The 22,464-nt window shown below is 72.7% G+C and carries 25 protein-coding genes; 12 read left to right on the top strand and 13 right to left on the bottom strand.

All coding sequences use genetic code 11. The features are described from left to right. Nucleotides 1-116: 116 nt before the first annotated feature. Together TR46_RS38320 and TR46_RS27935 are read right to left on the bottom strand one after the other, a co-directional pair. Nucleotides 117-848: a hypothetical protein gene (locus TR46_RS38320; protein WP_052433147.1), complete on the bottom strand. Its 732-nt coding sequence runs from the start codon at nt 846-848 to the stop codon at nt 117-119. 300 nt (nt 849-1,148) lie between these two features. Continuing rightward, nucleotides 1,149-2,174, bottom strand: a complete 1,026-nt coding sequence (locus tag TR46_RS27935) for a VldE C-terminal domain-containing protein (protein WP_052433146.1) — start codon at nt 2,172-2,174, stop codon at nt 1,149-1,151. Nucleotides 2,175-2,389: 215 nt separating this feature from the next. On the opposite strand from TR46_RS27935, the gene dapE reads away from it, so the two are divergent. Further along, nucleotides 2,390-3,493 (top strand): succinyl-diaminopimelate desuccinylase, encoded by a 1,104-nt coding sequence (dapE, locus tag TR46_RS27930; RefSeq protein ID WP_042406440.1) that lies wholly within the window; start codon nt 2,390-2,392, stop codon nt 3,491-3,493. Nucleotides 3,494-3,543: 50 nt separating this feature from the next. Next, nucleotides 3,544-4,374, top strand: a complete 831-nt coding sequence (locus TR46_RS27925) for an LOG family protein (protein WP_084718989.1) — start codon at nt 3,544-3,546, stop codon at nt 4,372-4,374. A 34-nt stretch (nt 4,375-4,408) separates the two neighbouring features. Here TR46_RS27925 and folP read toward each other — a convergent pair whose 3' ends face one another. After that, entirely contained in the window at nt 4,409-5,272 is an 864-nt protein-coding gene (folP, locus tag TR46_RS27920) for a dihydropteroate synthase (protein WP_042406376.1), read from the bottom strand. A 100-nt stretch (nt 5,273-5,372) separates the two neighbouring features. On the opposite strand from folP, the gene TR46_RS27915 reads away from it, so the two are divergent. Next, nucleotides 5,373-5,807: a DivIVA domain-containing protein gene (locus TR46_RS27915; protein ID WP_063770683.1), complete on the top strand. Its 435-nt coding sequence runs from the start codon at nt 5,373-5,375 to the stop codon at nt 5,805-5,807. Then, nucleotides 5,804-6,385: a DNA-3-methyladenine glycosylase I gene (locus tag TR46_RS27910; RefSeq protein WP_042406435.1), complete on the top strand. Its 582-nt coding sequence runs from the start codon at nt 5,804-5,806 to the stop codon at nt 6,383-6,385. Before TR46_RS27915 ends, TR46_RS27910 begins: the two co-directional genes overlap by 4 nt. A 171-nt stretch (nt 6,386-6,556) precedes the next feature. Here the strand turns inward: TR46_RS27910 and TR46_RS27905 are convergent, their stop codons facing one another. After that, a complete protein-coding gene (locus tag TR46_RS27905; protein WP_042406372.1) occupies nt 6,557-7,357 on the bottom strand; it encodes an enoyl-CoA hydratase-related protein in 801 nt (266 codons plus the stop codon). Nucleotides 7,358-7,700: 343 nt separating this feature from the next. On the opposite strand from TR46_RS27905, the gene TR46_RS39985 reads away from it, so the two are divergent. Beyond that, nucleotides 7,701-7,868: a DUF3117 domain-containing protein gene (locus tag TR46_RS39985; RefSeq protein WP_107101321.1), complete on the top strand. Its 168-nt coding sequence runs from the start codon at nt 7,701-7,703 to the stop codon at nt 7,866-7,868. Between the two features lie 100 nt (nt 7,869-7,968). On the opposite strand, the gene TR46_RS27900 is transcribed toward TR46_RS39985, so the two are convergent. Beyond that, nucleotides 7,969-8,574, bottom strand: a complete 606-nt coding sequence (locus TR46_RS27900) for an O-methyltransferase (protein WP_042406368.1) — start codon at nt 8,572-8,574, stop codon at nt 7,969-7,971. A 307-nt stretch (nt 8,575-8,881) separates the two neighbouring features. Between TR46_RS27900 and sigE the strand changes: the two genes are divergently transcribed. The 5 genes from sigE (at nt 8,882) to TR46_RS27875 (ending at nt 13,248) form a co-directional block, all read left to right on the top strand. Further along, nucleotides 8,882-9,598, top strand: coding sequence for an RNA polymerase sigma factor SigE (gene sigE / locus TR46_RS27895; RefSeq protein ID WP_042406366.1), 717 nt, complete (start codon nt 8,882-8,884; stop codon nt 9,596-9,598). Continuing rightward, complete coding sequence (locus TR46_RS38315; RefSeq protein WP_052433145.1) at nt 9,595-10,542, top strand: anti-sigma factor family protein; 948 nt, start codon at nt 9,595-9,597, stop codon at nt 10,540-10,542. The genes sigE and TR46_RS38315 overlap by 4 nt, the downstream gene beginning before the upstream one ends. Nucleotides 10,543-10,681: 139 nt before the next feature. Beyond that, nucleotides 10,682-11,974: a S1C family serine protease gene (locus TR46_RS27885; RefSeq protein WP_236655546.1), complete on the top strand. Its 1,293-nt coding sequence runs from the start codon at nt 10,682-10,684 to the stop codon at nt 11,972-11,974. A gap of 116 nt (nt 11,975-12,090) precedes the next feature. After that, nucleotides 12,091-12,546 carry a sec-independent translocase gene (locus TR46_RS27880; protein ID WP_042406363.1) on the top strand — a complete coding sequence of 152 codons (456 nt, stop codon included), beginning with the start codon at nt 12,091-12,093 and terminating at the stop codon, nt 12,544-12,546. 75 nt (nt 12,547-12,621) lie between these two features. Further along, entirely contained in the window at nt 12,622-13,248 is a 627-nt protein-coding gene (locus tag TR46_RS27875) for a hypothetical protein (protein ID WP_042406359.1), read from the top strand. Between the two features lie 140 nt (nt 13,249-13,388). Here TR46_RS27875 and TR46_RS27870 read toward each other — a convergent pair whose 3' ends face one another. From TR46_RS27870 to TR46_RS27855, 4 genes are all read right to left on the bottom strand, one after another. Beyond that, nucleotides 13,389-14,543, bottom strand: a complete 1,155-nt coding sequence (locus TR46_RS27870; RefSeq protein ID WP_042406357.1) for an Mrp/NBP35 family ATP-binding protein — start codon at nt 14,541-14,543, stop codon at nt 13,389-13,391. Nucleotides 14,544-14,650: 107 nt separating this feature from the next. Continuing rightward, nucleotides 14,651-15,271: a DUF1003 domain-containing protein gene (locus TR46_RS27865; protein ID WP_042406354.1), complete on the bottom strand. Its 621-nt coding sequence runs from the start codon at nt 15,269-15,271 to the stop codon at nt 14,651-14,653. Further along, nucleotides 15,261-16,625, bottom strand: coding sequence for a magnesium transporter MgtE N-terminal domain-containing protein (locus tag TR46_RS27860; protein WP_042406351.1), 1,365 nt, complete (start codon nt 16,623-16,625; stop codon nt 15,261-15,263). Before TR46_RS27860 ends, TR46_RS27865 begins: the two co-directional genes overlap by 11 nt. Before the next feature lie 150 nt (nt 16,626-16,775). After that, entirely contained in the window at nt 16,776-17,315 is a 540-nt protein-coding gene (locus tag TR46_RS27855) for a hypothetical protein (protein ID WP_042406347.1), read from the bottom strand. A gap of 89 nt (nt 17,316-17,404) precedes the next feature. On the opposite strand from TR46_RS27855, the gene TR46_RS27850 reads away from it, so the two are divergent. Beyond that, on the top strand, nt 17,405-18,349 hold the full coding sequence (locus TR46_RS27850) for a DMT family transporter (protein ID WP_042406344.1): 945 nt from the start codon (nt 17,405-17,407) through the stop codon (nt 18,347-18,349). A gap of 31 nt (nt 18,350-18,380) precedes the next feature. After that, nucleotides 18,381-18,965, top strand: coding sequence for a suppressor of fused domain protein (locus TR46_RS27845; RefSeq protein WP_042406341.1), 585 nt, complete (start codon nt 18,381-18,383; stop codon nt 18,963-18,965). A 151-nt stretch (nt 18,966-19,116) separates the two neighbouring features. Here the strand turns inward: TR46_RS27845 and TR46_RS27840 are convergent, their stop codons facing one another. The 4 genes from TR46_RS27840 to TR46_RS27830 form a co-directional block, all read right to left on the bottom strand. Further along, entirely contained in the window at nt 19,117-19,965 is an 849-nt protein-coding gene (locus TR46_RS27840; RefSeq protein WP_042406338.1) for a PHP domain-containing protein, read from the bottom strand. A gap of 100 nt (nt 19,966-20,065) precedes the next feature. After that, nucleotides 20,066-20,707 (bottom strand): DUF6758 family protein, encoded by a 642-nt coding sequence (locus TR46_RS27835; RefSeq protein WP_042406335.1) that lies wholly within the window; start codon nt 20,705-20,707, stop codon nt 20,066-20,068. A 140-nt stretch (nt 20,708-20,847) separates the two neighbouring features. Beyond that, entirely contained in the window at nt 20,848-20,997 is a 150-nt protein-coding gene (locus tag TR46_RS43255; RefSeq protein WP_169790674.1) for a DUF8834 family protein, read from the bottom strand. Nucleotides 20,998-21,271: 274 nt separating this feature from the next. Next, a complete protein-coding gene (locus TR46_RS27830) occupies nt 21,272-22,162 on the bottom strand; it encodes an alpha/beta fold hydrolase (protein WP_042406333.1) in 891 nt (296 codons plus the stop codon). Nucleotides 22,163-22,464 lie beyond the last annotated feature (302 nt).

Genomic DNA, 22,464 nt, shown 5'->3' with positions numbered 1-22,464 from the left:
TCCGGACGGCGAAAAGTCCGGTCGGGGCGGAGGTCGGCGCGGAGGTCGAGTCAGAGAGGGAGGGCCCGGAGCGGATGCTCCGGGCCCTCCCTCATGGGTCGCGCACTGATGTGGCGTCAGCCCACCGGCAGGCTGCCCAGCGGCAGGGTCTGGGTGAGGCTGCCGAGACCGGAGCTGTCGCCCAGGCCGGGCAGCCCGCCGAGCCGCTGGCCCGCGACCGGGGCGGCTGCCCCGGCGACCTGGCCGACGGTGGACTGGGCGGCGCCCAGCGGCAGGCTGTTGACCGGGAGGTTGCTCAGCGGCAGCGAGGAGAGCGGGCCGGACGGGGCCGGGGCGCTCGGGGTGATGTTGGCGTTGACCGGGGACCCGCCGGCCGGGGCGACCCCGGAGGCGGTGGACTGGACCGTGCCGACGGCCGGGACGGCCTGGTGTCCGGCGCTGACCGGCATGGCACGGGTCGCCCCGCCGGCGGCACCGGCCAGGGCCCCGGTGGCGCCGGCGGTGGAGCCCGCGACCTGGGCCAGCTGCAGCGCGGAGGTGCCCAGCATCCGGTTGGCCTCGGGCAGCGCCTTGGCGGTGGTGGCGCCGGCCGCGTCGGCGACAGTGGGGACGGACTGGGCGACGGCGCCGCTCGCACCGCTCCCGGCGACCTGCCCGGCCTGGTGGCTGGCGGACTGGACGTCACTGCCCAGGGCACCGGTGTCGAGCTGGCTGAGCCCACCCAGGTCGGGGACGCCGGGCAGCGCGGGCGCGGCGGAGGCGGTACCCGCCGTGAGGGCGGGGACGGCGCCGGCGGCGACGACGAACGCGGCCGTGACGATCCGGCGCGAGAGGGGGAGAGACGACATGGTGCTCCTCGTTGAGGTGGGGACGGAACCAGTCCGCCGGGCGGACGTGGTGATTACCGCTTGAGGAGCGAGAAGGTTGCGGCCGACGCCAGCAAAGAGTTCCTAAACATCGCATTATCTTTTTCGGTGCATATAGGGACAACTCGACCCGGTGTCAGCTCCCCGCAGAAAGGCTTCTCCGAGTCCGTGCCAGGGTCTGAGCGATGCACACAGAATCTTCGCAGGACGGCCGCACGCTGGGCCGTCCGTGGCCCCGTCCCGTCAACCCGGCGCGCTGCCGTTAACTCGACCGCGCAGCCGTTAACTCGACGGGGACGTCGACGCCGCCGCCTTCGCCGCGACGGTGATCTGCAGCGCCCCCGATGCCGCGGACGTGGATGCGGACCGGGACGCGGAGGCGCCGGTGGCGTCCTGCCACCGCTTGGTGGAGTCGGAACTGCGCCACACCTTGCCGTCGTAGGCGACCGTGGTGATGTGCAGGTTCTGGCAGTTGGCCACCGCCCACTGCGCCACTGCCCAGCCGCGGGCGGTCCCGGTGCTCCCCCTGCCGGTGCCGACCGTCAGCCCCAGGCCCTCCGCGGCCGCGTCGGAGGACGCGACCACCGAGGCCCTGGGCGTCACCGTGGAGCCGAACTCCTTCTTCAGCTTCGTCGCGACCGCCTGGGCGCCCTGCTGCAGCCCGTTCGAGCCGACCGGCCCGGCGACCGCCGTGCCCACGCTGTTCACCGTGCAGTTCAGCACCGCCGGGACCCGTCCGGTCAAGGCGCCGGAGATGGTCTTGGCGTCGGTCTCGTGGGTGGCGTAGGCGTCCGGGTAGCCGCTGTGCTGGACGTCCTGGGCGGCGACCGTCAGCGGCAGCTGGGCGTAGCCCTGGATCTGCACCAGCTTGTCGAGGAACTTGTTCGTCGCGTAGACCGGGTCGCCGATCTGCGCCGGGGTGCCCCAGCCCTGCGAGGGGCGCTGCTGGAACAGGCCGATGGAGTCGCGGTCGCCGGCCGTCAGGTTCTGCAGCTTGGACTCCTGCATGGCCGTGGCGAGCGAGATGGTCACCGCCCGTTCCGGAAGGTTTCGGGAAATGGCCACCGCCGCGATGGTCCCGGCGTTGCTCATCTGGTCCAGCGAGAGGTCCACCAGACCGTCCGCGCTGTCCACCTCGCAGCCCTCGGCGACCGGGATGGGCAGCAGGTCGCGGTGCCGGTTCAGGTACAGCCCGACAGCCACCACCAGGGCCAGCACCAGTACGAACGGCAGACAACCCAGCCACCGCCGGCGGCGCCGCGCGGTGGGCGCGCTCTCGGCGGAGTCCATCATCGACTTCAGGCTCACCCGGTTGCTCCTCCTTGCGGCGTTCCGCTGCACCCTACCGACTGTGACGGCCGCGCCGTGAGCCCGGTTCTTCCCGGCCTCCGCCCGCACGGCGCCCGCGCGCCCCGTGGATCACCGACCGCGGGGGCCGCGGGGTCCCGGGGCGGCCCCCGGAAAGGCCGGTGCCCGGGCCGTCCGGCCCGGGCACCGCGGGACAGGCCGTAACCTGGCTGGTCATGACTGGTTCCCCTACCGCCGACGCCTCGGCCCCGACCACCGTGCCCGTACTCGACCTCACTCTGGGCGGAGGTGAACTCACCGCCGCGCTGGTCGACATCCCCTCGGTCAGCGGCGACGAGCGGCTGCTGGCCGACGCCGTCGAGGCCGCCCTGCGCTCGCTGCCGCACCTCACCGTGGACCGGGACGGCGACGCGGTCGTCGCCCGGACCGACCTGGGCCGCTCCGAGCGGGTGCTCCTGGCCGGGCACCTGGACACGGTGCCCATCGCGGACAACCTCCCCTCCCGGGTCGACGGGGACGTGCTGTGGGGCTGCGGCACCTCGGACATGAAGGCCGGCGTCGCGGTCCAGCTCCGGATCGCCGCGACCGTCACCGAGCCCAACCGCGACCTCACCTTCGTCTTCTACGACTGCGAGGAGGTCGAGGCGACCCGCAACGGCCTCGGCCGTCTGGCCCGGGTCCACCCCGAGTGGCTGGCCGCCGACTTCGCGGTGCTGATGGAGCCGAGCAACGCGCAGGTCGAGGGCGGCTGCCAGGGCACCATGCGGGCCACCGTCAGCACCGGCGGGCACCGGGCGCACTCGGCCCGCAGCTGGCTCGGGGACAACGCCATCCACAAGGCGGCCCCGATCCTGCAGCGGCTGGCGGACTACACCCCGCGGCTGGTCGGGATCGACGGGCTGGAGTACCACGAGGGCCTCAACGCCGTGAACATCGCGGGCGGCGTCGCCGGCAACGTCATCCCGGACGCCTGCACCGTCACCGTCAACTTCCGCTTCGCCCCGGACCGCGACGAGGCCCAGGCCGAGGCCCATGTCCGCGAGGTCTTCGCCGGCTACGACGTCGAGGTCACCGACTCGGCCCCGGGCGCCCTGCCCGGCCTCTCGCACCCGGCCGCCGCCGCGTTCGTCGCCGCGACCGGCACCACCCCGCAGGCCAAGTTCGGCTGGACCGACGTGGCCCGCTTCTCCGCGCTGGGCGTACCCGCCGTCAACTACGGCCCCGGGGACCCCAATCTGGCCCACACCCGGGAGGAGCACTGCTCGCTGGCGGCGGTGGACGAGTGCGAGAAGCGGATCCGGGACTGGCTGGAGGGTTGATCAGGAGAGATCCCACCTGGTCGAGCCCGATCGCCGTACCCTGCGTAGGTATGACGAACGACAAACAGTACGGACACGGCCCGGACCGGATCTCCGCGGCGCGCGGCGCCTCCGGGCCCAGGAAGTCCGCGGAGAAGCGGCGCGGCCCGGTGCTGCTCCGCGGTGAGCAGGTGGACAGCAGCACCACCGACCAGCGGTTGCTGGACTCGGCGCAGAACGCCGACTGGCTGCACACCGACCCGTGGCGGGTGATGCGGATCCAGTCCGAGTTCGTCGAGGGCTTCGGCGCCCTCGCCGAACTCGGCCCCGCCGTCAGTGTGTTCGGCTCCGCCAGGACGGCTCCGGACTCGGTCGAGTACCAGGCCGGGGAGGAGATCGGCCGGGCCCTGGTCGAGGCCGGCTACGCGGTGATCACCGGCGGCGGCCCGGGCGCGATGGAGTCGGCCAACAAGGGCGCCCACGAGGCCGGCGGCACCTCGGTCGGCCTCGGCATCGAGCTGCCGTTCGAACAGGGCCTGAACCAGTACGTCGACCTGGGCCTGAACTTCCGCTACTTCTTCGTGCGCAAGACCATGTTCGTGAAGTACTCGCAGGGCTTCGTCGTGCTCCCCGGCGGCTTCGGCACCCTGGACGAGCTGTTCGAGGCGCTCACCCTGGTGCAGACCCACAAGGTCACCCGGTTCCCGGTGATCCTCTTCGGGGTCTCCTACTGGTCAGGCCTGTTCGAGTGGGTCCGCAACACCCTGGTCGCCGAGGGCAAGGCCTCCCCGGCCGACCTGGAGCTGATCCAGATCACCGACTCGGTGGACGAGGCGATGAAGATCCTGGACGAGGCCCGGCTCCGCAACGGCGCGGTCTCCCCGGCCCACAACCCGGAGTAGGGATCCGGTCGATTGCGGACACCACCCCTGGCCGTCAGGCCAGCCCGCGGCGGGCCACCGCCGGGGGCCGGGTGCCCCGGATCGAGGCGACCATGTCCAGCACCTGCTTGGTCTCCGCGACCTGGTGCACCCGGTAGACCTGGGCGCCGAGCCACGCCGACACCGCGGTGGCGGCCAGGGTGCCCAGCAGCCGCTCGCCGACCGGCTTGTCCAGGGTCTCGCCGACGAAGTCCTTGTTGGACAGCGACACCAGCACCGGCCAGCCGGTCCCCGTCATCTCCGGCAGCCGCCGGGTGGCCTCCAGCGAGTGCCTGGTGTTCTTGCCGAAGTCGTGCCCGGGGTCGATCAGCACCCCCTCGCGCGGCACGCCCAGCGCCACCGCCCGCTCGGCCAGCGCCACCGTGCGCTCCAGGATGTCGGCCATCACGTCCGGGTAGGCCACCCGGTGCGGCCTGGTCCGCGGCTCGGCCCCGCCGGCGTGGGTGCAGACGATCCCCACCCCGTGGCGGCCGGCGACCTCCGCCAGCAGCGGATCCACCCCGCCCCAGGCGTCGTTCAGCAGGTCGGCACCGACCTCGCAGACCGCCTCGGCGACCTCGTGCCGCCAGGTGTCCACGCTGATCACCGTGTCGGGGTGGCGCTTGCGCAGTTCGGTCACGAAGGGCACGATCCGGCGCAGCTCCTCCTCGGTGTCGACCTCCTCGCCCGGCCCCGCCTTCACTCCGCCGATGTCCAGGACCGCCGCACCTTCGGCGACCGCCCGGTCGGCCGCGGCGAAGGCCGCGTCGTCGGCGAAGGTCGCCCCCTGGTCGAAGAACGAGTCCGGGGTGCGGTTGACGATGGCCATGATCACCGGCTCGTCGTCACCGAAAATCCGCGGGCCGAGCGCGAGAGCCATGCGTCCTCCAAGGTACGTACGCCATGATGGCCCCAGTACCGTTCAGTACTGTGGGGAGTCCCTTCATGATCCCCCACCGGGAGCCGGGAGTCGTGGGCTTGTGTTCTGGTTGATCCTCGCCGTCATGGTGCTGGTCGTGGGCGCTGCGGCGCTGGTCGCCCTCGGGGGCGGCGGTTCGCTGCCGGATGCGGAGCAGGACCGGCTGGCCGCGCGGCTGCCGTCGGACCGCCCGCTGACCCGCGCCGACGTGGACGTGCTGCGCTTCCCGATGGCCGTCCGCGGCTACCGGATGGACGAGGTGGACGACGTCCTCGACCGGCTCGGCGCCGAGCTGACCCACCGTGACGTCCGGGTCGCCGAGCTGGAGGCCGCGCTCACCGCGGCCCTCGCGGCCGGGCACCCGCAGGCCGGCGAGCCCGGCACGGCGGAGTTCGAGGCGCTGCGGATGCGGTTCGCCACCCCGGGCGGTCCCACCCTGGAGAAGCAGAACTCCCAGGACGCCATCCCCGGCATGGACGAGGGGCCCTCCCAGTGAGCCCGGCCGCGAGCGCGACCGTCGTCGGGGAGGACGGGCTGCGCCGCTGCCCCTGGGGCCTCTCGACGCCGGACTACGTGGTCTACCACGACGAGGAGTGGGGCAAGCCGGTCCACGGCGACCAGCCGCTCTACGAGCGGATCAGCCTGGAGGCGTTCCAGTCCGGGCTGTCCTGGATCACCATCCTGCGCCGCAGGGAGACCTTCCGTAAGGCGTTCTCCGGCTTCGACCCGGCGGTGGTCGCCGAGTTCGGCGACACCGACATCGACCGGCTGATGGCCGACCCCGGCATCATCCGCAACCGCGCGAAGGTGCTGGCCACCATCGCCAACGCCCGCGCCGTGCTGGAGCTGGACGGCACCACGCTGGACGCTCTGATCTGGTCCTTCGCCCCGGAGAAGCGGCCGAGGCCGCCGGCCGCCGCGGGCGACGTCCCCGCGGTCACGCCGGAGTCCACCGCCCTCGCCAAGGAACTCAAACGCCGCGGCTTCCGCTTCGTCGGTCCGACCACGGCGTACGCCCTGATGCAGGCCTGCGGGTTGGTCAACGACCACTTCGCCGACTGCTACGCGCGCTGACGGGTACTCCTTTCGGCTGCGGGTCGGCTTTGGTTGGGCGCGCAGTTCCCCACGCCCCTGACAGTGCAACGCTCCCACAGTGGGTCAGTTGCAGCCCCCAGGGGCGCGGGGAACTGCGTGACAAGCCGAAGCCGACCCGCGCCGGTTCCCCGGGCCGCACCCCGAACGCGCCTACCGCCCTACATACTTCGGTGCCTGCTTCGCGACGAAGGCCTGTACCGCGATCCAGTGGTCCTCGGCCGCCCCCGCACGGGTCTGCAGCTCGTCCTCCTTGCCGAGGGTCTCCACGAGCGTGTGCCCCGCGCCGAACGCCAGCGACTCCTTGATCGCGCCATAGGCGACCGTCGGCCCCGCCGCCAGTTCCCTGGCGAACGCCGTCGCCGTCTCCGCCAGCTCCGCCGCAGGCACCACGCGGTGCGCGAGCCCGAGTGCCACCGCCTCCGACGCCGGAACCGTCTGCGGGAACATCAGCAGCTCGACCGCCCTGGCCTGCCCCACCAGCCGGGGGAGCGTCCAGGACACTCCCGAGTCCGCCGTGAGGGCGACCCCGGCGAACGAGGTGTTGTAGCCCCCGTGGTCGGCCATGATCCGGAAGTCGCAGGCCCAGGCCAGCCCCGCGCCGGCCCCGGCCGCCACCCCGTTGACCGCCGCCACCACCGGCTTGGGCATCGTCGCGATCGCCGTCACCAACGGGTTGTAGTGCTCCCGCACGGTCGACAGCGGAGCCTCCCCACCATCTCTGGCCGCCGCTAGCTTCCCCAGGTGCTCCTTGAGGTCCTGCCCCACACAGAAGGCCCGCGGGCCCGCGCCCGTGAGCAGCACCGCCCGTACCGCCGGATCGTCCTTCGCGGTGACCATCGCGTCCCGCAGCGCCACTTTGGTGGCCGTGTCGAGCGCGTTCATCGCCTCGGGCCGGTTGATGGTGACGGTCGCCAGTCCGTCGCTCAGCTCGTACAGCACGGTGTCGGCCATCCGGCCCTCCCATTACTCGTCGGTAGTCCAACGTCAGCATGACGGATCGACAGCTGCTTGGCAGATGTGACGTAGGCCACTGTTTCGGACGTGTGCGACCCGATCGGCCGAAGCCGGGCGGGCCTGGGGACCCGGGGAGGACCCGTGGCGGAGACGGGAACTGATTTGCGATCGGAACCGGGTGGTCAGCGTACGGATGAGGCAGCCGGGACAGGAGAGAGTAGTGATGTTGGTCATCGGGTGCCCCGATGCGGGATACTGGACTCCGATCAATGCGTTCGATACCTGCGGTGGACGGGCCGTAGGTGCGTCGGTGAGCAGGTTCGCAGGAAGGGGAACGAGCATGGCGGCCATGAAGCCGCGGACGGGCGACGGCCCGCTCGAGGTGACCAAGGAGGGGCGGGGCATCGTCATGCGAGTACCGCTCGAGGGCGGCGGGCGGCTGGTGGTCGAACTGACGCCGGACGAGGCCGACGCTCTGGGCGAGGCCCTGAAGAAGGCCTGCGGCTGACGACCTCCTGGTCCCCAAGCGAGTAGCGCACCTGTGGCTCTGGCCCCGCACCCCCTCCGGGGGCCCGGGACCAGGGCCACAGCTGTGAGGGGGGAACGGGCTAGCGCCGCACCGCGCACAGCAGCCCGTCGCCGACCGGAAGCAGCGCACTCAGCAGGGCCTCGTGCTCCCGCACGGTCCGCACCAGATCCCGGGTCGCCACCTCGTCCAGCGCGCTGACGGTCCCCTCGAAGCAGACCATTCCCCCAGGTCGCAGCAGGCGCAACGATTCAGCCAGGTACTCCGGCGACTCCGCCGGATCGCCGTCGCAGAACACCAGGTCGTACTGGCCGTCCGCGAGCCTGGGAAGCACCTCCAGGGCGGCGCCCGGAATGCAGCGGGCCCGGCTGGGTGCGAAGCCGGCGTCCGAGAAGAGCTCCCGGGCCTGCCGCTGCAGGCCCGGTTGGATGTCGACCGTGGTGAGGATCCCGTCAGGACGCATCCCGCGGAGCAGGCAGATGCCCGACACGCCCGCCCCGGTGCCGATCTCGACCACCGAACGGGCGCCGACCGCGGCCGCCAGCACGGCCAGCGCCGCGCCGCTGGCCGGCGACACCGGTCGCACCGTGGCCAGCTCGGACTGGCTGCGGGCGTACTGCAGCACCTCGTCCTCGACGGCGTAGGCGTCGGCGAGGCGCCGGTCCGACGACGGCCCGTAGCCGGTTATGGCTGCTCCCTCCCCGGCATCTGTCCTCGGTTCCGTTGTTCCGCGGTCTTCGTGTCGATATTTCTGGCCACAGGTTAGTGGGTCTTGGAGGAACCGGAGCGGGGCGCGGCCCGTTGGGAGGGGTGAGTGCGACCGACCCCGCAGGTGGGGTCGTACGGTGATGGGCTTTTATCCGGAGCTGACGGGTGAGGCGGATATGGTGGTGACCCTGCTTGGCAGAAGAGCCGATCGAGGAGGTGTGGCCGAGGGGGGCGCGGGTTCGCGGTATCTCCGCGGTCGTGCGTCGGCCCTGAAGCCGAAGCCCGTGATGAGTGAGCCCAAGCCCACACCCAGCGAGCGCGAGGCCACCGAGCCCGCGCACAGCGCGCAGACCGCTTCCTTCGACGAGGGGAGCGCCGCTTCCGCCTGGACGCCGCCCAGCTGGGAGGAGATCGTCCAGACCCACAGCGCCCGGGTGTACCGGCTGGCCTACCGCCTGACGGGCAATCAGCACGACGCCGAGGACCTCACCCAGGAGGTCTTCGTCCGGGTGTTCCGCTCACTGTCCACCTATACCCCCGGGACCTTCGAGGGCTGGCTGCACCGGATCACCACCAACCTCTTCCTGGACATGGTCCGCCGCAAGCAGCGGATCCGCTTCGACGCCCTGGCCGAGGACGCCGCCGAGCGGCTGCCCAGCCGCGAGCCCTCCCCGGCGCAGCACTTCCACGACACCCACTTCGACGCCGACGTCCAGCAGGCGCTGGACACCCTTGCGCCCGAGTTCCGCGCCGCCGTGGTGCTCTGCGACATCGAGGGCCTCTCCTACGAGGAGATCGCGGCGACCCTGGGCGTGAAGCTCGGCACGGTCCGCAGCCGGATCCACCGCGGCCGCGCCCACCTGCGCTCCGCCCTGCAGCACCGCGCGCCGGGCGCTGCCGAGGGCCGTGAGCGCCGGGCCGGAGCGAGCGCCGAGCCGGGCGAGACCGCCCTGACCGGCGTCGCCGGTCCGGACGAGTTCGCGGAACAGAGGCGGTCGCTGTGACCGAGCAGCCGAACCGCGCCCGTCGCCCCGAGGTCCTGGTGGAGCTGCGGGTGGACCGCGCAGCCGCCGCGCAGACGGTGCAGGCCGTGGAGGAGCAGCATCTGGGGGACCGGCTCGCCGCGTTCATCGACGGCGAGCTCGACCACGACGGGCGGGAGCGGGTCCAGGCGCATCTGGCGACCTGTTCGGCCTGTCTCAGCCGGGCCGAGGAAGAGCGCCGGATCAAGAACCGGATCGCGGCGGCGCTGCCGCCCGACCCCAGTGCCCTGTTCATGGCCAAGCTGATGAACATCGCCGGTGACGGCGGTTCCGACCAGCAGCCCCCGAGCGGCGGCGCGAGCGGCCGCCGGGGCTTCGGCGGCGCCTCCTTCGGCAGCGCCGGCGGTTTCGGCAGCAACGGCTTCGGCAGTGGACGGTTCGGCAGCAACGCCCTCGGCGCCGACCACCCCGTACCGGGGATGGATCCGCGTGCCGAGCGCGACAGCCGGCCGTTCCAGGGCGAGTCGCGCCCGATCGCCGCACGGCTGCGGGCCGGGTTCGCACCCGGCGACAACCGTCCGCAGAGCTTCCCGCCTCAGGAGCGCCCCCGCGAGCAGAGTGCGCCCCGTCCGTCGGCGGCGCGCGGTCGGCGGTTCGCCTTCGCCGCCGCCGGGGCCTTCTCGGTCGCCGCGGTGGCGCTGGGCAGCGCCATCACCGGCGTCAGCTCGGCGGAGCCGACCGTGGGCGACGACCCCTACGGCAATGTCGCACCGGTCGCCGACACGGCCGGCAACGCGGGCACGGACAACGTCGGCGGTTACGGCCGCAACGCCGGGCAAGTGGCGTTCGGGGCCCCGGCCAACCTGCCCGGCGAGTTCTCCCAGCCGCTGGTCGCACCGTCCGCCTCGGCCACCTCGCTGCCGGCCGCGGACGTCGCCCAGGCACTGCACTCCACCCTGCGGTAGCCGGGCCGTACCGGTTCGTAACCGCGGCGACTCCACAACCGGGGGCGGACCTGGTTGACTGTCCCTCCCCAGCGGCGAGTGGAGGGCGGTGCGCCGGATGGTGGTGGAGGTCGAGACGGGGCTCCCGCCGGGTCCCGTCATGTCACCGCGCTGGTGGAGCCACCCGGACGGTCCGGTCGGACACGGCTTCCGGCTGCCGCCGGGCCGGGCGGCAGCCGCCGACGCCGAGCCTGTGCCCTCCGCCTTCGAGACGGTCCGCGTCCCGGTGCCGCGCGTCCCGTTGCCGCGCGGTCCGGGCAGGGCCGTCCCGGTCGCCCCGCGGCCGGCCCCGCGCCGGCCGGTGCGGATCGCGATGGGCGCGGTGGCCGCGGTGCTCTCCGCCGGACTGCTCGGCGGCTGCATCGGTGCCCTGGTCCAGGGCACCCGCCAGGGCGGCCGGATCACCCTGCAGCCGGCCTCCGAGGCACCCGTCCGCCGCTCGCCCGGGACCACCGCCAGCATCGTCCGGGCGGTGCTCCCCGGCGTGGTCTACCTCAGCGTCAACGCCTCCGGGACCACGACCACCGGCACCGGCATCGTGCTGGACGGCGCCGGGCACATCCTGACCAACAACCATGTGGTCGCCCCGCAGGGCAGCGCCGGGCGCACCACCGTCACCTTCAGCACCGGACAGCGGCACCCGGCCGCGCTGGTGGGCCGGGACGTCGCCTCCGACCTGGCCGTGCTCCAGGTCAAGGGGGTCGCCGGGCTGCATCCGCTGGCCCTGGGCTCCGCCGACCGGATCGAGGTCGGCGACCCGGTCGTCGCCATCGGCGCGCCCTTCGGCCTGCAGGGCACCGTCACCTCGGGCATCGTCAGTGCCAGGGACCGGCCGCTGACCTCGGGCGGCACCGACTCCGGCGCCGGCCTGGCCTACCTGGACGCGCTGCAGACCGACGCCCCGATCAACCCGGGCAACTCCGGCGGACCGCTGCTGGACGCGGCCGGCACCGTGGTCGGCCTCAACACGGCGATCCGCTCCGCCGACTCGGACAGCAGCGACCCCTTCGGCGTCACCGACCGGAGCGGCAGCATCGGCCTGGGCTTCGCGATCCCGGTGGACCAGGCGATGCGGGTCGCCGAACAGCTGATCAACACCGGCCGGGCCGGGCACACCGTACTGGGCGCGACCGTGGACCTCGCCTACCAGGGCGGCGCCAGGGTGACCGCCGTCGCCCCGCAGGCCGTCGGCAATCCGGCGCTGCACCCCGGTGACGTCGTGGTCGCCCTCGACGGCGCCGCGGTGACCAGCGGCGACGACCTGGCGGCCCTGGTCCGCGGCAGCGCCCCCGGCACCACGGTCGTGCTCACCGTCGAGCGGGACGGGGAGACGAGGGAACTCCCGGTGCCGCTCCGCTCGACCCAGCGCGACGGCGACGCGGACAGCTTGTGAGATCGGACGAGGGCGCACACGTATGAGCTATATCGAGCATGTGGCGACTACGCTGGTGCCGGTACGCCGCTCTGTGCCCACGAGCGGGTGACTTCACCTCCCAGGGGAGCCGCACGGTGTTCGACATAAGTCCATTCAAACTGGTGGCGCTGATTGTCCTCGCCGTGATCATTTTCGGCCCGGACAAGCTCCCCAAGCTGGTCGCCGACGCCATGGGGATCATCCGGAAGATCCGGGAGTTCTCCGACAGCGCCAAGGAGGACATCCGCAAGGAGCTCGGTCCGGAGTTCAAGGACTTCGAATTCGAGGACCTCAACCCCAAGACCTTCGTCCGCAAGCAGTTGGCGACACACGGCGAGGAGTTCGGGCTGAACGACCTCCAGGAGCTGAAGAACGGCTTCACCAAGGACGCCGCGGCGGCGACCGCCGCGGTCAAGTCGGTCCGGGACGACCCGCTGGCCAAGGTCGCGGACGACTCGTCCGCACCGGCCGAGGGCCGGGTCGACATGGACAAGCCGCGGAGCCCGTCGGCGGTCGCCGAGCGGCCCGCGTACGACATCGACGCGACCTGACGTCGCCTCAACCCGATCCCGCCCCCGCTATTGTTCTGCTGCGACAGCACAGCCGAGCGAAAGCAGAGGGCCTTGATGGACACCACGAGCCAGACGGGGACGGCGGACGCCGTCGTCGACGGCTATCTGCGCGCGGACTTCCCCTGGTACAGCCTGGACGAGGCCTGGACCGGCCCACGCTGGCTGGCCCCGGTCGGCACGTCGCCCGACGGCACCGTCGACTACGGCTCCATCGGCCACGGCGACGAACCGGCGCGGTCCTACGGCAAGCAGGACCCGGCGGCCGAGAGCCGCCGCTACGCGGTCGTGGTGACGGTGGCCCGCCGCCCCGGACGCCGCCTCGGTGACGGCACCGGGATACTGGAGGCCACCTCGGTGTCCTCGGCGGCCTGGCTCGCCGGGTCCGGCCTGCTCGCCGCGACGGAGCTGGCGCCGATGGCCCGCGAGATGCGGCAGAACTGGCTGGACCAGCAGTCGTCCCTGGCCTGGGACCTCGCCGACGACCTCCAGGGCCCGGCCTGGTCCTCCCTCACCCTCCCGGTCAACGGCACCCCCCAGCCGTTCCGCTACCGCGAGTCCGAATACGGCTGGGTGCTCGCGGGGGACGCGCCGGGGGTGCACCTGGGCGCCTACGGGCACGGCGTCAGCGCGTACGCGCTGGGGTTCGGGACGGTCACCGACCTCAGCGGGTACACCGGCTGAGCGACCGGGTGGCACGTGGGCGGGTGGTTGCCGTTCGCGCAGTTCCCCGCGCCCCCATCTTGTGCAACTGAGCCAGTTGCAGACCCCTGGGGGTGCGGGACTGTGCTTGTTTCAAGCGTGCGCGAACAGAACCACCTACCTCAGAACTTGTTCCGCGGGGTGATGCCCAAGGAGAGCCCGGAGAGCCCGCGCTGACGGTTGCCGAGCTTCGCGGCGATGCCGCGCAACGCGGCGCCCGCGGGGGAGTCCGGGTCCGTCAGGACCACCGGCTTGCCCTCGTCGCCCCCCTCGCGGAGCCGGATGTCGATGGGGATGTTGCCGAGGACCGGGACCTTGGTGCCGGTGGCCTTGGTGAGGGCGTCGGAGACGGTCTGCCCTCCGCCGGTGCCGAAGACGTCGACCATCTCGTCGCAGTGCGGGCACGGCATCCCGGACATGTTCTCGATGACGCCGACGATGGTCTGGTGCGTCTGCAGGGCGATCGTCCCGGCCCGCTCGGCGACCTCCGCCGCCGCCTGCTGCGGGGTGGTGACGATCAGGATCTCCGCGTTGGGCACCAGCTGCGCCACCGAGATGGCGATGTCGCCGGTCCCGGGCGGCAGGTCCAGCAGCAGGACGTCCAGGTCGCCCCAGTAGACGTCGGCCAGGAACTGCTGCAGGGCCCGGTGCAGCATCGGTCCGCGCCACACCACCGGGGCGTTGCCGGGGGTGAACATGCCGATCGAGATGACCTTCACGCCGTGCGCCGACGGCGGCATGATCATGTTCTCGACCTGGGTCGGACGGCCGTCCGCCCCCAGCATCCTGGGGATGCTGTGACCGTAGATGTCGGCGTCGACGACCGCGACCTTGAGCCCGTCCGCGGCCAGCGCCGCGGCCAGGTTGACCGTCACCGAGGACTTGCCCACGCCGCCCTTGCCCGAGGCGACCGCGTAGACGCGGGTCAGCGAGCCCGGCTTGGCGAAGGGGATCTCCTTCTCGGCCTGGCCGCCGCGCAGCATCGAGGTCAGCTCCTGCCGCTGCTCGGCGCTCATCACGTCCAGCTCGACGGCGACCGAGGTGATGCCGGGGACGGCGCCCACGGCCTCGGTGACCCGACTGGTGATGGTCTCCCGCATCGGACAGCCGGACACCGTCAGGTAGACGGCCACCCTGGCGGCGCCGGCCGGGTCGATCTCCACCGATTTGACCATGCCCAGCTCGGTGATGGGCCGGTGGATCTCCGGGTCCTGCACCGTCCCGAGAGCCGTGCGCACGGACTCCTCAAGAGCGGTCGTCTGCGTATCGGAAGCCATGCACTGATGGTACGACGCAGCGGACACGGCCCCGACCGGCCGACGGCGTGCGGCCGGTCACAGCACCGGCCCGCGGAGCCGGACGAGGGGGCTCCGCTCGTCTCGGCTCAGCTCGCCGCCTCGTCGGCCTCGCCCGGCGTCCGGTTCTCCAGCTCCTTGAGCAGCGTCTGCAGTTCGGAGCGGAGGAAGTCGCGGGTGGCCACCTCGCCGAGGCCGTGCCGCAGCGCGGCCACCTCCCGGGTCAGGTACTCGGTGTCGGCGACGTTCCGTTCGGCCCTGGCCCGGTCCTGCTCCATGTTGACCTTGTCGCGGTCGTCCTGCCGGTTCTGCGCCAGCAGGATCAGCGGGGCGGCGTAGGAGGCCTGCAGCGACAGCACCAGGGTCAGGAAGATGAAGGGGTACTGGTCGAACCGCCAGGAGGACGGGGCGGTGATGTTCCAGCCCACCCAGAGCAGGATGATCAGCGTCATGTAGACGAGGAAGCGCCCGGTGCCCAGGAAGCGGGCGATCCGCTCGGACAGCCGTCCGAAGGCGTCCGAGTCCGGGTTGGGCAGGGTGACCAGGGCGCGGCGGCGCTGCGGCAGGTCCAGCCGGTTGCGGCGGCGGTCCTCCTGCCGCTCGGGGCTGCGGCGTCCGTCGGCCTCGCGCGGACGCTGCCCGGCCGCCTCGCGCAGCCGCTGGTCCCGGCGTTCGCGGAGGTCCCGCAGGTCGCGGCGGTCACCGGCCATCGGCTGCCTCCTCCGGGATCAGGGCGTGCTCGGACTCGTCGTCGTTCAGCGCCGACTCGCGCCAGTCGTCGGGCAGCATATGGTCCAGCACGTCGTCCACGGTCACCGCGCCCAGCAGGTGGTCGTGCTCGTCCACCACCGGGGCCGCGACCATGTTGTAGGTGGCCAGGTAGTGGGTGATCCGGTCCAGCACGGCGTCGGGGGAGAGCGCGTCCAGGTCGCCGTCGACGATGGCGCCGAGCAGCGTGTACGGGGGCTCCCGGAGCAGCTTCTGGAAGTGCACCAGGCCCAGGTAGATCCCGGTCGGGGTCTCCGTCGGCGGCCGGCACACATAGACCTGCGCGGCCTGGGCCGGCTTGAGGTCGGAGACCCGGATCCGGGCCAGCGCCTCGGCGACGGTGGCGTCCGGCTCCAGCACGATCGGCTCGGTGGTCATCAGCCCGCCCGCGGTGCGCTCGGCGTAGGTGAGCAGCCGTCGGACCGGTGCGGCCTCCTCCGGCTCCATCAGCTGCAGCAGCCGCTCGGCGTCCTCCTCGGGCAGTTCGGACAGCAGGTCGGCGGCGTCGTCCGGGTCCATCGCCTCCAGCACGTCGGCGGCGCGCTCCTGGTGCAGCCCGCCGAGGATGGCCACCTGGTCGTCCTCCGGCAGCTCCTCCATGACGTCGGCGAGCCGTTCGTCGTCGAGCGCGGCGGCCACCTCGGAGCGGCGTTTGGCGGAGAGGTGGTGCAGCACATTGGCCAGGTCGGCGGGGCGCAGCTGCTCGAAGGTGGCCAGCAGGTTGGCCGCGCCCTGGTCCTCCTCGCGCAGCGCGAAGCCGGTGACGGCGGACCAGTCCACGGTCAGCGTCTCGCCCTTGCGCCGCAGCCGCCCACCCGTCGCCCGCCACCACCCTTGCGACGACGCGCCTTGCGCGGCCCCTCCTGACTTGCCCTTCTCCACGAAGACCTTGTCGATCTCCCATTCGCGGTTGCGGGTCTGCACCATCGCCACGTCCAGCACCGTGACGGTCTCCCCGGCCTCGCCGCCCAGCCCGCTGGTGCGCAGGGCGACCCGCCGGTCCAGCAGCTCGGCCAGCACCAGGGTCTCGGTGGGGCGCTGCTCGAACCGGCGCATGTTTATCACGCCGGTGGTGATGACCTGCCCCGACTCCAGGCTGGTGACCCGGTTCATCGGCAGGAACACCCGGCGTTTGCTGACCACCTCGACGGCGAAGCCGAGCACACGCGGGGGCCGACCGCCCAGCCGCAGGCTCACCACGAGGTCGCGGATCCGCCCCACCTGGTCGCCGGACGGGTCGAAGACCGCCATGCCTGCGAGGTGCGAGATGAACACGCGGGAGGAGGCTCCGGTCATCTGCCTTTCCTGCCTGTCGCTGTTGCAGTCCAGGTCGTGCCGCGCCCGGGGGTGGCACGGTCTGGACATGCCACAGATTACCGGCGCTGAACAGGTGCTGCCGTCCTGCTCAATCCTCTGACAGGACAGTCATACCGCACTCATGACCGGTCAGGCCTGCTTCTGCCGACGGCGGCGCCCGAACAGCAGCCTCGGCAGCGCGGCCGGGACCGGCCGCCGGGTGGCCGCGGGCGTCGGCAGCGGCGCGGCGGCGTGCGACGCGTCAGGCATCGAACCGGGACCGGCCACGCTGGCGCCGACCGGGACCAGCCGCAGCACCCGGGACTCCGCGGCCCAGCGGTCGGTGACGGTGGCGTGGTCGGGAGAGTTCAGCCGCTTGGCCTTCAGCTCCTCCACCGCGGCGGTCCAGGCCTCGCTGTGCGGCGTCAGTTCCTCCACCCGCACCGGCCAGGCCACCAGCCGCCCGCCCTTGTCCTTGCTGCGCGCGGTCAGCACCGTGGACTGCCCGTCCGCCAGCCCGTACAGCGGCTGCTCGGCGCCCTCGCCGACGACCACCACCGCGCCGTCGTGCCACACCTGCCACAGCGCCCGGTCGGTCCGGTCGGGTGCCTGTACCCACAGCAGCCCCGACTTCTTGGCCGACTCCTCGATCAGCGCCCGGTCCAGCAGCTCCACCCGCACCTCAGTCATGCGCAGAGCTTAGGCGTTCCACGCTCTGATACCCCTTCGCCGGGACCCCGTCAGTCCCATACCATCGTCATGCCCCTTACTGGGGTCAGATGCCGAGGAGAGCCGTGCAGACGACCCGCGCAGTCACCACCGACGCGCCATCGCCGTCCGCGCACCCGGACCTCTCCACCGTACCCAGGATCGACTTCCTGCTGCTGGCCCTCGCCGTCAGCGGGGTCGCCTTCTCCGCGCCGCTGATCACCGCGACCGCGGCCCCCGCCGTCGCCATCGCCTTCTGGCGCAACTGCATCGCCACCGGCGTGCTCTCGCCGATCGCGCTGCTGCGCCACCGCGCCGAACTGCGGGCGATGAGCCGGCGCACGGTGCTGCTCTGCCTGGCCGCCGGCGCGTTCCTGGCCCTGCACTTCGCCATGTGGCTGCCCAGCCTGCGGATGACCTCGATCGCCTCCTCCACCGCGCTCTGCACGGTCACCCCGCTGTGGACCACGCTCTACCTGCGGATGCGCGGCCACCACATCCCGCGGATGGTCTGGATCGGCTCGGCCACCGCCTTCGCCGGGGTGCTGGTGCTCACCGGGGTCGACTTCAGCACCGACACCCGCGCCCTGGCCGGCGACGCCCTGGCGCTGGGCGCGGGGATGGCGGCCTCCGGCTACTTCCTGCTCGGCAGCGAGGTGCGCAGGACGGCCAGCACCGTCGCGTACACCTATGTCTGCTACGCCACCACGGCCGCGCTGCTGCTGGTCGCCTGCGTGGCCTCGGGGCAGGCGCTGACCGGGTACAGCGGCTCGACCTGGCTGAAGATCGTGCTGCTCACCGGGGCCGCCCAGTTCCTCGGACACTCCCTCAGCAACCGGGTGGTGCGCACCCTGGGGCCCTCGCTGGTGTCCACCGCGATCCTGATGGAGACCCCCGGCGCGGCCCTGATCGGCGCGGTCTGGCTGGGACAGATGCCGCCGGTGGCGGTCTACCCGGCGGTGGGGCTGGTGCTGCTCGGGCTGCTGATCGTGATCCGCGGCCGGCGCAGGACGTAGCGGCGCGGAACAGGCCGTAGGGTTGTCGACCATGTCCAACGACGAAGTCCTCAGCGCCGTCGAAGCACGGCTGACCAGCACCTTCGGCGAGCCGGACGCCCGCGCCGCGGTCACCTTCCTGGGGGCCGACCGGATCGAGGTGCTGCGCTTCCACGACGCGGACGGGCTGGTCCGCTACGCCACCCTGGGCATGTCGGCGGCGCCGATGGCCGACCCCACCAGCATGGTCGCCGACCCGTTCGCGGGCCCCCGCGCCGAGCTGGTGTTCACCGTCCGCGGCGGCCGGGACGAGGTCCTGCGTCCGCTGGCGACGCTGGCGGCTTCGCCGCAGGTCGAGGGACTGGTGGTGGCCCCGGGAGCCTCGCTGGACCTGGGCGCCCCGCTGTGGGAGGGCGCGCCCTTCACGTCCTTCCTGGTCGCCGAGCCAGGGGGACTGGTCGAGGACCTGGAACTCCCCGAGCCGGCCGACCCGGTCCGCTTTCTGCCGCTGCTGCCGATGACCCCCAACGAGGCCGCGCACAAACGCGTGCACGGCGCAGCCGAGCTCCAGGAGCGGTGGCTCCGCCATGGGGTGGACCTGCGTGATCCGTTGCGGCGGGGCGTTCCGCTGGACTGAGGGTGGGTCAGGTGCGGACCATGGTCGGCTTGTCTCGCAGTTCCCCGCGCCCCTGGCGTGCGCAACCGGCCCGGGTTGCAACCAGCTGGGGGCGCGGGGAACTGCGCGACGGACCATGCACACGCCGCACCCGAGAGCAGACGGGAGAGCCTCAGGCCGTTACCGGCTTGGCCCCCGTAGCCCGGGCCACGATGGCCTCGTACACGTCCGGGGCGGTGACCTCGGCACCGAGCCGGACGGCTTTCCTGCTGCCGTGGTAGTCGCTGGACCCGGTCACCAGCACCCCGAGGTCCGCCGCCAGCGCGCGCAGCCGCGCCCTCGTGGCCTCGTCGTGGTCCAGGTGGTCCACCTCGATCCCGTCCAGCCCGGCCGCCGCCAGATCGGCGATGACCTGCTCGGAGACGGTGCGGCCGCGCTTCACCGCGCCGGGGTGGGCGAACACGGTGACCCCTCCGGCCGCCCGGACCAGCCGGACCGCCTCGAACGGATCGAGCTCGTGCTTGGGGACGTCCGCCCGGCCGCCGTTGGCCAGCCACTCCGAGGTGAACGCCGCGTCGACCGAGGACACCACCCCGGCCTCCACCAGCGCGCTGGCGACATGCGGACGCCCGACCGCCCCGGGGCCGGCGATCCGCAGCACCTGCTCCCAGGTGATCGGCGCGCCCAGTTCCCGGCAGCGCGCCGTCATGGCCTCGGCCCGCCGGAAGCGGTCGGTGCGAACGAGCTCGCGCTCCCGGGTGAACTCGGCGTCCTCGGGGTCGAAGAGGTAGGCCAGCAGGTGCATGGAGATGCCCTCGACCCGGCAGGACAGCTCGGCCCCGGTGACCAGCGTCAGCGGCGTCCCGGCCAGGGCCGCGACCGCCTCGGGGTAGCCGGACACGGTGTCGTGGTCGGTCAGCGCGACGACGTCCAGCCCGGCGGCCACCGCGTTGCCCACCAGCTCGGCGGGGCTGTCGGTGCCGTCGGAGGCAGAGCTGTGGGCGTGCAGGTCGATGCGCACGTGCGGTACTCCTCGGTCCGGGGATGCCACCGAGCTTAGAGCGCCGGGACGTGCGGCCCAGAAGCGCGGCCCAGTTGCGCGGCCCCGACCCGCGGGGACTTCAGGGGCCGAGCAGCCGCGGTGAGATCGCGCCGCAGGGCAGCAGCTCGATCTCGGCGCCCGCGTCGCGCAGGTCCGTCAGCACCAGCTCGTCGTACATCAGCAGGCCGCTGCGTTCCGGCCAGACCACCGCCCACAGCCACAGTCCGCGGGCCTCGCCCACGAACACGGCCCGGTCGTCCGGGGTGCCGGAGAGGTGCCAGAGCGGCGTGGGCCGCCCCGCGGCCAGCACCTTGGCGTGCGGTGCCCGGTCGACGGCGATGGCGTCGCCGGGGTCCGGACCCGGCAGCCCGGCGAAGCGGGCGCCCAGGCCGACGCCGATCTCCTCGGCCACCAGCACCAGTTCGCCGGGGCCGCCGAGCGGTCCGGGCCCTGAGCAGGCGACGGCGGTGGCCCGGGCGCCGGACAGGTCGTCACCCGCGTGCGCGATCCCGGTGAACAGCCAGCCGACCGGAAGTGGCCAGGGCATCCAGATCGGGACCTCGGCGCGGGCGACGGCGACCGAGAGGGCCTGGACGCTGGGGGGCACGACAGGTTGCAGCGGATGCACGGTGCCGTGCGCGTCGCACTGCCAGGTATCGGTGAACAGGCCTGGGGCGCGGACACGGCCCCCGCACCTCGGGCAACTGGGCTCGCCCCTCATGCTCCACAACGGTCCTCCCTCCCGACCACCCAGTCAAGGACGATCACCCGCACGGTGGGTCTCGGCTCCGGCCGGACACGCATGTGCCCCGCAGACACCGCTCGGTCTGCGGGGCACTCGCTGTCAGGTCGTGTGCTGTGTCAGGACGCCTGCTCGTGCGGGCGGATGTAGAGCCGCTCCCCGGTGGCTGCGGCATCCTCGATCATGGCGCGGACGGTTTCCGCATCCGCGACGAGGGGCTCCGGTGTAGTGCCGTCGGTGTCGCTCAGACGCACGATCTCAAAACGCATGGGCCTCTCCCTTCCTTGCCTACTTTGCAGCGCGGCTGCTTCGCGACGATTGCCCATCCGTTAATCCCCGGTGTCGGGCCCGAGGGGGCCCTGGTGCCCAGGGGACGTGGCGGAGGGAAGTGATGGGCGCGCACGGTGTGCAGTCTGGTCAAACGAGAATGCCGGGGAAAGATATTCCGGCCGACAGAACTTTACTGAAAGTCGTTGATTCTGTCGCGACGGTTTCTATCCATGAGCACTCTCTTGCGTTCGAAGAATGCTTTCTGGCGATGTGTCAGGTGACGCTCAGCCAGAAATCGGTCAGTGCTGCGGCGGTGGTCTCCGGCTGCTCGGCGTTGGGGGAGTGCCCGGCGCCGGGGACCAGGACGCAGCGGGCGCCCAGCCGCCCGGCCATGGCGGACTGCTCGGTCACCGGCCAGGCGTAGTCCTGCTCGCCGGACAGCACCAGCGTCGGCAGCGCGGCGGCGGCCAGGGCGTCCACCCGGTCCGGCTCCACGGTGAGTTGGCGGCCCATGGCGGCCAGCGCCTCGGGGACGTTCGCCAGCCAGCGGCGGTGCAGGAAGTCGGCGATCTCCGGGGGCAGCTGACGCTGGTCGCCGGCCTCCCGGTCCATCTCCTGCATCGCCTCCCAGATGGCCTGCAGGTCCATCACCGGCAGCACCGAGACCAGCAGTTCGGCCCGCTTCGCCTCGCCGTCGGCGACCGCGCCGGGGCCGGTGCTCATCAGGGTGAGCGAGCTCCACGGTACCGGCGCCGCCGCGCCGCCGCAGCGCAGGACGGCCTCGCGGACGACATAGCCGCCGAAGGAGTGCCCCAGCAGGTGCAGCGGTCCGGTCGCCATCGGCAGCAGCCCGGCCACCGCCTCCGACATCGCCAGCAGGTCCAGCGCCAGCGGTTCCAGGCCGTAGGCGGCCGGGTCGGCCGGGCCGCCGGTCTCGTACTGGCCGCGCTGGTCCACCGCGACCACCTGGAAGCCGGCCGCGGTCAGCGGCTCCAGCAGCGCGATGAAGTCCTCCTTGCTGCCGGTGAAACCGGGGACCAGCAGCGCGGTGCCCTGGGGCGGGCCGCTCGGCAGGCTGTGCAGGGCGGCGAACTCGCCCCGGGGGGTCGCCAGCCGGATGCTGCGCGCGGAGGCGGGCAGGGTGAGGAACGGGGGCGTGCTCATGGCGGTCTCCATCCTGCCCGGCCTGCGGGTATGTCGTCCGTCCGACCCTATCGGCCGCAGATGACGGTCGGATGGCGGGACGGGAACGGGCGCGGACAGGAGGTCCTGTCCGCGCCCGTGCCGTCCCTCTGTATGCCGGTACGGATCAGCGCAGCCCGGCGGCCTCGGCCGCGGCAGCGGCGGCCGCGGCGTCGGCGAGGCGCTCGCTGCGGCGGCGGCGGCGCTGCGGGGCGATCTCCTCCGTGGCGGCGGCCGCGGGCACCGTGGCGGGGGTGCGCCGGCGCGGGGCCGGGACCTCGGCC

Origin of the sequence: Streptacidiphilus carbonis, from assembly GCF_000787775.1 — a bacterium.
Classification (GTDB): Bacteria; Actinomycetota; Actinomycetes; order Streptomycetales; family Streptomycetaceae; genus Streptacidiphilus; species Streptacidiphilus carbonis.
This window is presented reverse-complemented; position numbering and strand designations above follow the sequence as displayed.